12 protein-coding genes are annotated in these 12830 nt (G+C 29.3%); 1 reads left to right on the plus strand and 11 read right to left on the minus strand.

Annotated features, from left to right (window positions below; translation table 11 throughout):
• Nucleotides 1–4: 4 nt before the first annotated feature.
• The 8 genes from clpP to LEQ07_RS20980 all read right to left on the minus strand — a co-directional run bounded on the left by clpP (nt 5) and on the right by LEQ07_RS20980 (nt 7815).
• Entirely contained in the window at nt 5–589 is a 585-nt protein-coding gene (gene clpP, locus LEQ07_RS07440; RefSeq protein WP_046822210.1) for an ATP-dependent Clp endopeptidase proteolytic subunit ClpP, read from the minus strand.
• A gap of 83 nt (nt 590–672) precedes the next feature.
• The gene (gene tig, locus LEQ07_RS07445) at nt 673–1959 is read right to left on the minus strand and encodes a trigger factor (protein ID WP_046822211.1); all 1287 of its coding nucleotides are present in this window, start codon (nt 1957–1959) and stop codon (nt 673–675) included.
• A gap of 143 nt (nt 1960–2102) precedes the next feature.
• Nucleotides 2103–2624 (minus strand): DUF2179 domain-containing protein, encoded by a 522-nt coding sequence (locus LEQ07_RS07450; protein ID WP_046822212.1) that lies wholly within the window; start codon nt 2622–2624, stop codon nt 2103–2105.
• 123 nt (nt 2625–2747) lie between these two features.
• Complete coding sequence (locus tag LEQ07_RS07455) at nt 2748–3116, minus strand: YfcE family phosphodiesterase (protein WP_263330110.1); 369 nt, start codon at nt 3114–3116, stop codon at nt 2748–2750.
• Nucleotides 3116–4465: a ribonuclease PH gene (rph, locus tag LEQ07_RS07460; protein ID WP_263330111.1), complete on the minus strand. Its 1350-nt coding sequence runs from the start codon at nt 4463–4465 to the stop codon at nt 3116–3118. The genes LEQ07_RS07455 and rph overlap by 1 nt, the downstream gene beginning before the upstream one ends.
• 294 nt (nt 4466–4759) lie before the next feature.
• On the minus strand, nt 4760–6781 hold the full coding sequence (ligA, locus tag LEQ07_RS07465) for an NAD-dependent DNA ligase LigA (RefSeq protein ID WP_263330112.1): 2022 nt from the start codon (nt 6779–6781) through the stop codon (nt 4760–4762).
• A gap of 99 nt (nt 6782–6880) precedes the next feature.
• Complete coding sequence (locus LEQ07_RS20975; RefSeq protein WP_332842991.1) at nt 6881–7474, minus strand: NAD(P)-dependent oxidoreductase; 594 nt, start codon at nt 7472–7474, stop codon at nt 6881–6883.
• Nucleotides 7438–7815 (minus strand): hypothetical protein, encoded by a 378-nt coding sequence (locus LEQ07_RS20980; protein ID WP_332842992.1) that lies wholly within the window; start codon nt 7813–7815, stop codon nt 7438–7440. The genes LEQ07_RS20975 and LEQ07_RS20980 overlap by 37 nt, the downstream gene beginning before the upstream one ends.
• A 331-nt stretch (nt 7816–8146) precedes the next feature.
• On the opposite strand from LEQ07_RS20980, the gene LEQ07_RS07475 reads away from it, so the two are divergent.
• Entirely contained in the window at nt 8147–8629 is a 483-nt protein-coding gene (locus tag LEQ07_RS07475; RefSeq protein ID WP_263330113.1) for a cyclic nucleotide-binding domain-containing protein, read from the plus strand.
• Nucleotides 8630–9001: 372 nt separating this feature from the next.
• Here the strand turns inward: LEQ07_RS07475 and LEQ07_RS07480 are convergent, their stop codons facing one another.
• The 3 genes from LEQ07_RS07480 to etfB form a co-directional block, all read right to left on the minus strand.
• The gene (locus tag LEQ07_RS07480; RefSeq protein ID WP_263330114.1) at nt 9002–10636 is read right to left on the minus strand and encodes a sigma-54 interaction domain-containing protein; all 1635 of its coding nucleotides are present in this window, start codon (nt 10634–10636) and stop codon (nt 9002–9004) included.
• A 326-nt stretch (nt 10637–10962) separates the two neighbouring features.
• Nucleotides 10963–12015, minus strand: a complete 1053-nt coding sequence (locus LEQ07_RS07485) for an electron transfer flavoprotein subunit alpha/FixB family protein (protein WP_046822236.1) — start codon at nt 12013–12015, stop codon at nt 10963–10965.
• 13 nt (nt 12016–12028) lie between these two features.
• Nucleotides 12029–12814: an electron transfer flavoprotein subunit beta gene (gene etfB / locus LEQ07_RS07490; RefSeq protein ID WP_035117166.1), complete on the minus strand. Its 786-nt coding sequence runs from the start codon at nt 12812–12814 to the stop codon at nt 12029–12031.
• Nucleotides 12815–12830 lie beyond the last annotated feature (16 nt).

The following is a 12830-nucleotide window of genomic DNA, read 5'->3' on the forward strand; positions in this document are numbered from 1 at the left end:
TTATCTACGGTCTTTTAGTAATTACTTCATCTATTAAGCCGTATTGTTTAGCTTCTTCAGCACTCATGAAGTTATCACGTTCAGTATCCATTTTTAATTTTTCTATAGGCTGACCTGTTCTTTCAGCTAATATAGAATTTAACTTTTCTTTCATTTTTACTATTCTATTTGCGTGTATTTCTATGTCTGTAGCTTGCCCTCTTGTTCCTCCTAGTGGTTGGTGTATCATTATTTCACTATTTGGAAGTGCATATCTTTTTCCTTTTTCTCCTGCTGCTAATAAGAATGCTCCCATAGATGCAGCCATTCCTATACATATAGTTGATACATCTGGTTTTATATATTGCATAGTATCATATATTGCCATACCAGCAGTTATACTTCCTCCTGGAGAGTTTATATATAAATGTATATCTTTATCTGGGTCTTCTGCCTCTAGGAATAATAACTGAGCTACTACAAGGCCTGCTGTAGCATCATTTACTTCATCACCCAAAAATATTATTCTATCTTTTAGAAGTTTTGAATATATATCGTAAGATCTTTCTCCTCTTCCTGTTTGTTCTACTACTACAGGTACTAATGCCATGGATTATACCCCCTATCATAATTATCTATATATACAATATACAGTAGCTGTAACAGCTACTGTATGAAATATACCTATAATGATTAAACTAATTTAGCACTATCAACTAATAAATCTATTGTTTTTCTTATTTTTAATTGACCTTTTATATCTTCTAAGTCAGTTGGTCTCATTACTGATTTTATTTTTTCAACTTCCATGTTGTACATTTTAGCCATTTTTTCTACTTCAGCATCAACATCAGCTTCAGAAACTTCTACATTTTCAGCTTTAGCTATAGCTTCTAATATTAAAGATGATTTAACTAACTTTGTAGCTTCTTCTCTTTTTTCATTTCTTAAATCTTCTATTGATCTTCCTGTCATTTGTAATAATTGCTCTAATTGTAATCCTTGGTATTGTAATTGGTAGTTAAGTTCCATTAACATGTTATCTATTTGAGTTTCAACCATTGCATTTGGAACTTCTACTTCTGTACCTTCAGATATTTTTTCAACTAAAGAATTTCTCATTTCAGCATCTGCTCTATTTTTAGCTTCTTCTTCTACTTTAGATTTTAAATCACTCTTTAATTCTTCTAATGTATTGAATTCTGTTGTATCAGCTGCGAATTCATCATTTAACTCTGGTAATTCTTTGCTTTGTACATTCTTTACAACAACTTTGAAAGTAGCTGGCTTTCCTGCTAAGTTTTCAGCATGGTACTCAGCTGGGAACTCAACATTTACTTCAACTTCTTCACCTTTGTTTTTACCTATTAATTGCTCTTCGAATCCTGGTATGAATGTGTTTGATCCTATAACTAAGCTATAGTCTTCTCCTTTTCCACCTTCAAAAGCAACACCATCTACGAATCCTTCGAAGTCTATAACAGTATTATCTCCATTTTCTATAGCTCTACCTTCAACATCTACTAATCTTGAAGCTTTGTTTCTCATTTCATCTAATCTTAAAGTTACTTCATCTTCATTTACAGTATAGTCAGGTTTTGCTATTTCTATACCTTTATATGATCCAAGTTCAAACTCTGGCTTAACTTCTACATTAACAACCATTACTAATCCGTTGTCTTTGCTTATTTCTTCTATGTCTAAGTCAGGTCTATCTATTGGATCTATGTTTAACTCATCTAAAGCTGATGGATATATTTCTGGGAATAACATATCTATAGCATCGTTGTAGAATACTCCTTTTCCATATTGAGATTCTATTATTTGCTTAGGTGCTTTACCTTTTCTGAATCCTGGTATGTTAAATTTCCCTTTGTTTTTGTTGTAAGCTTTTGTTACTGCACCTTCAAATTTATCATTATCAACTGTTAGTTTAAAAGTAACTTTGTTACCTTCTTTCTTAAGTAATTCTGCTTTCATTATTATTAATCCTCCTATTGATTATGTATTCTTTTATATATAGTATAATAGATTTCGTTACTATAATTTTACTATTTTATTATAACACATTCTTTTTTTATTTACAAGTACCGCATTGATATGAACTGACTTTGAAAAGCGCCTTATTTCATCGCATTTCGACCAAAATATCCACCTCTGACGTTCTTGATTTCAGATACCGCTACAAATGCCCTAGAATCATAACTATTTATAGTATTTTGGAAATTATGAAGGTGCTTTCTATCTAAAACAACTTGTAGTATGTACTTTACGCCTTCTCTTCCTCTACCTTCTATGACAGTAACTCCAAAACCATGCTGTCTTAAGTACTCTGCAAATTGATCTACATCTTCACCAGTGAAAACTTGAGCTGTTATTAATCCTATTGCAAGCTTTTCCTCAAGTGTGATTCCAACTACGTTACCTGTTGCAAATCCAAGCGCATATGATATTACTTTTACTATATCACCCATGTCACCTAACACTTTATCCATAGCAAATAGGTATATCAATATTTCAAGAAACCCAATGCAAAACGCAAGTTTCTTTTTACCTTTTACTACAAATATAGTTCTGATTGTCGCTAATGTTACATCTGAACATTTAGCCAAAAATATGAGTAAATACCCCAAAACAAATTCCATTTACTAATCCCCCTAAATTATTTTATAACCTTATCTCCTCAATACTCACATTATCACTAGATATTTCTAATATAACAAAACTTCTATAATTTACTCCTCTTGGTAATGATATGCTACCTGGATTTATATATAGTATGTTATTTTTTCTTTTATTACTGGTGTATGCGTATGCCCAAATATAACAATATCTGCACATATATTTTTAGCTTTTTCATGTAATTGTTCAAGTCCATATTTAACGCCATACTTATCCCCATGACAAACAAATATATTTTTATTTTCTATCTCAAACTCTAATTCATCTTCTGTATTTTCAAAATCGCAGTTCCCTCTAACTGCCATCATTGAAACTCCAGTCATATTATGAATGTACTTTGAATCTACAAAATTATCTCCTGCGTGTATAATTAAGTCACATTCTTTTAAATATGGAAGAGTTTTATCTATAAATCTATTCATTCTATGAGTGTCACTTATTACCCCAATTTTCATTACTTAACTATCCTTTTATTAAATTCATCTTTCATAAGTTTTAAAGAGTTTGCTCTATGACTTATTGAATTTTTTATTGAACTAGGTAATTCTCCAAATGTCTTATTATATTGATTTACTATAAATAATGGATCATATCCAAATCCATTTTCACCTTTTTCTTCAAATGCTATAGTTCCTTCACAAGTTCCTCTTACGACAAACTCTTTTCCACTTGGGAATACTACAGCTATAGCTGATACAAATCTTCCTGTTCTTTGACTTATAGGTACATTTTTCATAGCTTTTACAAGCTTTTCTCTATTTTGCTCATCAGTTGCATTTTCTCCTGCATATCTAGCTGAGTAGACACCTGGTTTTTTACCTAAAGCATCAACTTCAAGCCCAGAATCATCTGCTACTGCTACCATATTTGTGGCTTTAGCTATAGTTCTAGCTTTTATAAGAGCATTATGCTCAAATGTATGACCATCTTCTACTATTTCTATTCCTGCTAAATCTACATCTTTAAGAGAATATATTTTGCAATCAAAGTCATTTAATATAGATGAAATTTCTTCTAATTTATGTGCATTATTCGTAGCTATAACAATCTCATCTGGAACTTCTTCTCCAAGAACTTCACTTGCTATTTTACCTAATGCTTTTCTTTGAACTTTAATAAGTTCTTTGTTTCCTTTTTCTCCTAATTCAAGTAATGAATTTAAATCTTTTCTAGTAAATGGAGATTCTTCTCCTGTTCCTTGAACCTCTACAAATTCACCTTTATCTGTCATTATAACATTCATATCAACATGCGCATTTGAATCTTCTTCATAACATAGATCTAAAACATGTTCTCCATTAACTATACCTACACTTATAGCTGATACAAAGTTTCTTATAGGTAAAGTTTTTATTTGTTTATTTTCATATAAAGAATATAAAGCATCTGCTACTGCTACAAAAGCTCCTGTTATAGATGCTGTTCTAGTTCCTCCATCAGCTTGAATCACATCACAATCTACCCATATAGTTCTCTCTCCTATTTTAGATAAATCAATAACTGATCTTATAGCCCTTCCTATTAATCTTTGTATTTCTTGAGTTCTTCCATCAACTTTACCTCTTGATGACTCTCTTATTTTTCTTTGGTGTGTAGATCTTGGTAACATAGAATACTCTGCATTTATCCATCCAGTTCCTGAATTTCTTAAGAAAGGAGGTACTTTATCTTCTATAGAAGCTGTACAGATAACTTTAGTTTCTCCCATTTCAATTAATACAGATCCCTCTGCATATCTAGTAAAGTTTCTAGTTATTTTAACTGGTCTTATTTCATCATTTTTTCTACCATCAATTCTCGTCATTTATATTACCTCTTTCAAACATTTTTTAATACCTAGGAAATTGCATTCAGCCTTGAACTATTATAAAAGTAATTTCCAACTTATAAACTTGAGCAACGGACCTGTTTTTTAAGGTCGTTGGCGACATGAAGTGATTCGCAGACGTAGTCGCTCAAGCAAAGCGAATTTTTTTATAGCAAATTCAGACTAATTAACTTACCCGAACTCTAACTCAAATATTGTATATACTATAATATATTAGCATTATTTAACTCTAAATAGTAGTTATTTATTAATATAATTTCCCCAATATTTTTACTTAATAACTTCTTGAACTTCTTCTTTTGAGCTTAAGTTTAATATATCTAAAAACTTAGCTTCATCAATAACTTTGACTCCTAATTCATTAGCCTTTGTAAGTTTTGATCCAGCCTCTTCTCCAGCTAAAACAAATGTTGTAGATTTACTTACACTAGAAGTTGCTTTGCCTCCTCTTTCCTCAATCATTTCTTTTGCATCATTTCTTTTCAAAGTAGGTAAAGTACCTGTTAATACAATCTTCATTCCTTCAAAAATATTAACTATAGACTCATCTTTATTTTTTATAGATTCTGTATTAACTCCAACCTCTTTTAATTTATTTATGACTGTTATATTTTTTTCTTCTTTGAAGAACTCAACAACACTGTTTGCCATTATATCTCCAAATTCTTCAAGATTAGTTAATTTAACTGCATCTGCATTTATTATTTCATCTAAACTATCAAAGTTTTTAGCTAAAACTTTTGCGCCTTTAACTCCTATATATTTAATACCTAGTCCATTTATTAATCTATATAGTTCATTTTGTTTAGACTTTTCTATTGCCTTAATTAAATTTTCAGCTGATTTTTCACCCATTCTTTCTAGATTTATTACATCTTCTTTCTTTATGTAATAAAGGTCAGATATATCTTTAATTATATTGTTATCAAGTAACAATCCAACTATAGATTCTCCTAACCCTTCTATGTTCATTGCATCTCTTGAAGCAAAGTGTATTATTCCTCTTCTAATTTGAGCTGGACAACTAATATTTATACACTTTACTGCAGCTTCTCCCTCTAATCTAACAGCAGGTTCTGAGCATACAGGACATTTATCAGGGAATTTAAATTCTATTTCATTTCCATCCCTATCATCTTTAACAACTTGAACTACTTGCGGTATTATATCTCCAGCTTTTTGAACTAAAACTGTATCTCCAATTTTTATGTCTTTTTCGTTTATGTAATCTTCATTGTGTAAAGTTGCACGAGAAACTGTTGTTCCAGCTAATCTAACTGGTTCAAGTATAGCTGTAGGCGTTATAGTTCCTGTTCTACCAACTTCAACTATAATATCTATAAGCTTCGTTTTCTTTTGCTCTGCGGGGAATTTATATGCAATTGCCCATCTTGGGCTTTTAGCTGTATAACCCATAATCTCTCTTTGTTGTAGATCATTAACTTTAATAACCATTCCATCTATTTCAAATGGTAGTTTCGATCTATTTTCTGTCCAATATTCAATATGTTCTATAACGCCATCTATATTTGAACAAACTTTGTAATCTGTGCTAACCTTGAATCCTAAGTTTTTAAGGTATTCTAATGATTCACTATGACTTTTTAAATTTGTATTTTCAATATACTCTAGGTTAAATATAAATATATCTAAAGGTCTTTTAGCTGTTAACTTAGAATCTAACTGTCTTAAAGTTCCTGCTGCTAAATTTCTAGGGTTAGCAAATAATTGAAGGCCTTGTTCTTCTTGTAATTCATTTATTTTTTCGAAATTTTGCTTAGATATATATACTTCCCCTCTTACTACAACTTCTTCTGTGTCATTAATTTTTAAAGGTATAGTCTTTACTGTTCTTAAGTTTTCTGTTATATCTTCTCCAACTACTCCATTGCCTCTTGTTGCTCCCTTTTCAAAAACTCCATTTTTATATGTTAATCCAACTGATAATCCATCTATTTTGAATTCAACTACGTATTCAACACTATCATCAGCTAATTCTCTTACTCTTTTATCAAAATCTTTTAAATCCTTATCTGAGTAAGCATTTGATAAACTAAGCATAGGTATTTTATGTGTTATTTGTGTAAATTTATCTAAAGGCTTACCTCCTACCCTACTACTTGGTGAATCAGCTCTTTTTATTTTAGGATTTTCTTCTTCAATTTTTATAAGTTCTTTCATTAAATTATCATATTCATAATCTGATATCTCAGGAGCATCATCATTATAATATTTATTGCTATGATAGTTTATTTGATCTATCAATTCATCCATTCTAGTTTTTATGTCCATATAAATCACCTCTTTTAAAATCTATGTAAATCGTACTAATTTCAATGCAATACTATCTTAGTATAACATAATTTTCTTTTTAAAATTACAACTAAACTATTAATATCCTTTTTGAATATTTACCACGTTTTTAAGCTCTTTATTATTGATGTAATTCTCTAAATTTTCATATATGGTATTAAATGTTCTACTTCTATTCTTATCAGATATCCATGAATTATGAGGGGTTATAGTTACATTTTCAAATTCCCAAAGTTTGTTTTCTTTATTTAACGGTTCACTTTCAAATACATCTAAACAAACACCTTTAAACTTACTTATATTATTAATTAAATCATTTTCATTTATTATGTTTCCTCTACCAACATTTATAATCACTGATCCATTTTTCATATTTTTTAACTTTTCATCATTAATCATTCCTATAGTTTCTTTTGTTGATGGTAAAGTAATAACTACTACATCACATTTTTTTAACCCTTCGTTTATATTTCCTATAGGTATACATTCATCAAATCCTACAACGTCTCTACCATCTGTATTAACTCCATAAACATATACTCCAAATGCTTTTAGCCTATCAGCAGCATTTTTTGCAATTGTACCAGTCCCTATAAACATTACTTTTTTATCAGTTAGTTCTTCTAATTTTATATCTAATTTCCACTTCTTTTGTGCTTGATTTTTATACATTTGTTTGTGTTTTTATATACATTTAAAATATACATAACTATATATTCCGCCATGGGAATACTATAATTTCCTTTGTTATTACATACCGTAATATTCTTTTTTATAATTTCATCTTTTGGTATTTGATCTATTCCAACACTACTTAATTGAATTAGTTTCAAATTTTCTAGCTTCGATATATCAAGTGTGTTAAATGGATTATAACCTACTAGCACTTCAATATCTTTATTTTCATTATTTACTTCAGCCTTGGATTCCTTCATATACACTACTTTATATCCTAAATTTACTAATTTGCTTATTTCATTATCCTCATATTTATTTGTAATTAATAATTTCATAAAACATCTCCTCCCATATCTACTAGTTAATTATATTTTATCTTAAAAATAAAAGTCCTTTAATTATTTAATAATTAAAGGACTTAATCTATTTTATATAAATACACTATATATTAGAATGCCATCACTGAGGTGTTTTGTGTATTTATTTAATAATATATTGTCCAGTTTTTAATTTTTAATTCTTAAGAAATCACAAGCTTTTAATGTATATAATTTCCAAATTATAAATTTGAATAACGGACCTATTTTTTATTTATATATTTTAGTTTATATTTTCAAATATAAGTTAATACTTTTAATATGATAATATTTTTTAAGGGGTGATTTTATGCTTAAACTTCATCATGACGATAGTTTAAGATATTATATTGAAAATTATAAAATAAATAATATGTTTGATGTAAATTTGAACTCACATATGGAACTTCATTGTTTTAATACAAACGAACTTATAGTTCTTAAAAATACAACTCCAAATTACTTATATTTTCTTGTAGAGGGAACTGCTATTAAATTAGAAAATTCTTTTGATACTAATAATATACTTAAACCTTCTATAAATAATTTAAATATTATTGGCTCATTAGAAATGTTTACACAAAATAAATTTGAATATAGTTTAAGAGCTTTAGATGAATGTATTTTCATAGGAATACCTATATCAATTATAAAGGATGTAGCATTTAAAGACCCTACTTTCCTATCATATTTTTGTAAGAGTTTTGCAAACTTTATTTACAATAATAATTTAGAAATAAGTTTTTTAAAAAGAAAAAGATGCTATATAGCATCTTATAAAGGGAATAGATAGTGTTAAAGTCTATCTATTTATTATAGAGTTGTTTTTTTGTACTAATAAAACAAAAAAAACCATGAAAGTTTTAAAACCTTCATGGCCTCTTTGAGTCATATGTACTTATACCATAATGATAGCAGAATCATTTATGCTTCGCAACTACTATAATTATTTTTTACGCTTTAAAAATTATGCTTATTAAAAATCAGTTTATATTCTATATAAATTAGTATATAAACATATTATATTTTGAGCGTAAAAAGTTTTTAAGCAACGGACGAAGTCGTTTGAGTAACGGGACGCGAACTTGCCGAGTGTCCGTTGACGACATGAAATTTGAGCGACATGAAGTGGTTCGCAGACGTGGTCGCTCAAGCAAAGCGAATTTTATAGCTTTAAATATCCACTTTTTATTTTTCTATGTATAGTAGAAGAATCTATCCCTATTTGTTTTGATGCTTGTGTAATAGAACCATACTTATCTATAGCTCTAGGTATAATTATCTGATCTACTATTTTGTATGCTTCATTTAAGTTTACAATACCATTTACAACTATCGGAGATTTCAAGTCATTTTCCTTAGATAAATCATCTAAATTTATTAGCATATTAAACTCATCTTCTCCTATCGTATTTTTAACTGATAAAACAACAAATCTTTCAATAATATTTTTCAGTTCTCTTATGTTTCCAGGCCATGAATGATTATTTAACAATTCCATAACCTTAGGAGAAATCCTTATTTCTCTATTATATTTAGTGTTGTATAAATCTAAGAAATATTCAACCAAAGGCATTATGTCTTCTTTTCTTTCCCTTAATGGAGGTATTTTTATAGGGATAACACTAAGTCTATAATATAAATCCTGTCTAAACTTCAAATTATCATGTAAATCCTCATTTGAAATATTAGTAGCACTTACATACCTTACATCAATTTTTATCGGTTTAGTCCCTCCAACTCTAGTAATCGTATTTTCTTGTATAACTCTAAGTAATTTTTTTTGCATTTGAAGTGGCAATTCGCCTATTTCATCTAAAAATATAGTACCTCCATTTGCTTGCTCAAAAAGACCTTTTTTCCCAGACTTTTTAGCTCCAGTAAAAGAACCTTCTTCATATCCGAAAAACTCTGATTCTAGGAGCTCATTAGGAATTGCACCACAGTTAATTGCTATAAATGGTTTATCCCTTCTATGACTATACTTACATATTTTCCTAGCTATAATTTCTTTTCCTACACCAGACTCTCCAGTTATAAAAATGGAAGAATCAGATGCTGCTGCTCTCTTTACTACATTTTTTATATTATCCATAACTTCACTTTTGCTTATATATTCCGAATTAGTGGATGTTGTACAATCTTTCGCATGAGGAGAATCTAAGTTTATAACTCTAGAAATATCTCTACCAGTTAACACTCCCCCTTTTACTTCTCCCTTGTTATCCCATATAGGAACTGCTGTGTATGCTATAACTTTCCCTCCAGGATAAACTATATTTTTATAAGTTTTTTTCTTAACTTCTAGCATATTTAGTATTATCGGTTCTTCTACTAATCCCATATAAACTAGTTTGTCAATTTTTCTCCCAAGAACTTCTTTTCTTTTAAATGGTAATATTTCATCACATAAGCTGTTCATCTTTTCAATAACACCATCTTTATTAAATATAACTACAACTTCATCTATATGTTCAATTATATCCTCTACAACCTTATCTGTTATCATAGATTTTTCAAATAAATAAATATACTGTAATTCATTTTTATAATCTCTAATCGAATAAACGTCTACAAACATATTTAAATCTCTAAGCTGTATTTTTTTTCTATTGTTTGAAAAATAGTCATTTTCATTAAATGTACTATCCAAAACAGATATATTTAATGGCTTGTCCACATCAACAAAATTAAAAATCTTTTTCATTTGTGCATTAAAATCTAGTATTTCCCCAGTTTCGCTGCATAAAATTGCTGGATTTTCTAAGTGATTAATAAAGCCCCTAAAATCATTATACACTCTTTTCAGCCCTTCCTTATTTAGTAAATTACACCCCTATTAAATATAAAAAACCATTTTCCTACCTAAGAACATTATATCATCTACAATCCATTAATTATAAAATTATTGTTATTTTTATATTAAATTTGTCATTTTGTCTAATTTAATATAATTTTATATTTTTTATGTAATTGGTACTAATTAAATTTAGCCCTAATTATATACTTAGACGCTAAATTAAATAATCCTTGTATATAATATTAAATCACATTATACACAAGGATTATTTTGATTAGGTTTACTATAATATATAAGTTTTTACGACTAGATTAATTTTATAAAATCTATGCATTAACTAGTTCGATTAAATCATCTACACTATCAAGTTTTTCTGTAAGTAATGGAACTATATCTTTAACATCTCCTACTATACCATAATCTGCTATATCAAGTATTGGAGCTGTTTCATTTTTATTTATAGCTATAATAAAATCAGAGTTTTGCATACCTGCTAAATGTTGTATAGCCCCAGATATACCACAAGCTATATAAAGGTTAGGTTTAACAGTAGTTCCTGTTTGCCCAACTTGATGAGAGTGGTCTATCCATCCAGCATCGACAGCTGCACGTGATGCTCCTACTACTCCACCTAATTTATCAGCTAATTGTTTTAACATTTCAAATCCTTCAGGACCTCCCATTCCAAGTCCTCCAGATACTATTATATTTGCATCTGTTAAAGATACTAAATCTTTTTTAGTTTTAACAGTTTTTATAACTTCTACTCTTATATCATCTTTACTTAAGTTAAATGATATAGGAACTATTTTTCCATCCCTAGAATCATTTTTCTCTGCTTTTTCCATAACTCCAGGTCTAACTGTAGACATTTGAGGTCTAGTGTTAGGGCATATAATTGTAGCCATTATATTACCACCAAACGCTGGACGAGTTTGTTTTAACTTTTTATCATCTGGATCTATTTCAAGTTTTGTACAATCTGCAGTAAGACCAGTACTTACTCTTGAAGCTATTCTTGGAGCTAAGTCTCTTCCTATATGAGTAGCACCATAAAGTACTATTTCTGGTTTAAATTCATTTATTGCATCAGTTATAACTTTTGTATAAGCATCAGTTGTGAATTTTTCTAACAATTCATTATCTGCAGTATAAACTGTATCTGCTCCATAAGCAACTAATTCTTTAGCCATAGAATCTACATTTTTACCTAATAATATTGCACATAGGTTAACACCTATTTCATCAGCTAATTTTCTACCTTCTCCAAGTAATTCTATTACAACTGGTGTTATTACACCCTCTCTTTGTTCTGCAAACACCCAAACATTTTTGTATGAGCTAAAATCTTTTATATTTGTATTTATATTTGTATTCATCTTAACCTCCAACTTATATAATGTGCTTTTGTTTTAGTCCTACTAGTACCGTATTCACAATATCTTCTGGATTACCTTTAAGTATTTCCCCTTTACCTCTTGGATCTGGTGTAAATGATTTAAATACTTTTGTTGGTGATGCTTTAAGTCCTACTTCTTCTCTATTTACATCTAAATCGTCTATAGTCCAAACTTTTACTTCTGTTTTAAATGCTTTTACTATTTTATCAACAGACATATGTCTTGGTTCATTAAGTTCTTTAACAGCTGTTAAAAGAACAGGTTTTTTTACTTTAATTACTTCGTATCCATCCTCTAATTGTCTTTGTACAGTCACTGTATCCCCATCTATAGAGAAATCTTGCACATATGTAACTTGAGGTATATCAAGTTTTTCAGCAATTTGTGGTCCAACTTGAGCTGTATCTCCATCTATAGCCTGTCTTCCAGCAAATACTATATCATAATCTCCTATCTTTTTGATTCCTGCTGCTATTGTATTTGAAGTTGCCCAAGTATCAGCTCCTCCAAATGCTCTATCACTAAGAAGGATTGCTTCGTCAGCACCCATAGCCAAACACTCTCTAAGCATAAAGTCTGCTTGAGGAGGTCCCATAGTTATTACTGTTACTTTTGATCCTTCATGTTCATCTTTTAATCTTAGTGCCTGCTCTAATGCATTTGCATCATCAGGGTTTAATATACTTGGAACACCATCTCTTATAAGAGTTCCTGTCTCTTTATTTATTCTAACTTCATTAGTATCTGGAACTTGTTTAACGCAAACTAATATTTTCAAAGTCTTTACCTCCATT

This window comes from Paraclostridium sp. AKS73, from assembly GCF_025671395.1.
GTDB lineage: Bacteria > Bacillota > Clostridia > Peptostreptococcales > Peptostreptococcaceae > Paraclostridium > Paraclostridium benzoelyticum.

Bases quoted from the DNA above. Each gene is read 5' to 3' on its own strand.
- clpP (WP_046822210.1), bottom strand. From the start codon at position 589: ATGGCATTAGTACCTGTAGTAGTAGAACAAACAGGAAGAGGAGAAAGA.
- tig (WP_046822211.1), bottom strand. From the start codon at position 1,959: ATGAAAGCAGAATTACTTAAGAAAGAAGGTAACAAAGTTACTTTTAAA.
- LEQ07_RS07450 (WP_046822212.1), bottom strand. From the start codon at position 2,624: ATGGAATTTGTTTTGGGGTATTTACTCATATTTTTGGCTAAATGTTCA.
- LEQ07_RS07455 (WP_263330110.1), bottom strand. From the start codon at position 3,116: ATGAAAATTGGGGTAATAAGTGACACTCATAGAATGAATAGATTTATA.
- rph (WP_263330111.1), bottom strand. From the start codon at position 4,465: ATGACGAGAATTGATGGTAGAAAAAATGATGAAATAAGACCAGTTAAA.
- ligA (WP_263330112.1), bottom strand. From the start codon at position 6,781: ATGGACATAAAAACTAGAATGGATGAATTGATAGATCAAATAAACTAT.
- LEQ07_RS20975 (WP_332842991.1), bottom strand. From the start codon at position 7,474: ATGTATAAAAATCAAGCACAAAAGAAGTGGAAATTAGATATAAAATTA.
- LEQ07_RS20980 (WP_332842992.1), bottom strand. From the start codon at position 7,815: ATGAAATTATTAATTACAAATAAATATGAGGATAATGAAATAAGCAAA.
- LEQ07_RS07475 (WP_263330113.1), top strand. From the start codon at position 8,147: ATGCTTAAACTTCATCATGACGATAGTTTAAGATATTATATTGAAAAT.
- LEQ07_RS07485 (WP_046822236.1), bottom strand. From the start codon at position 12,015: ATGAATACAAATATAAATACAAATATAAAAGATTTTAGCTCATACAAA.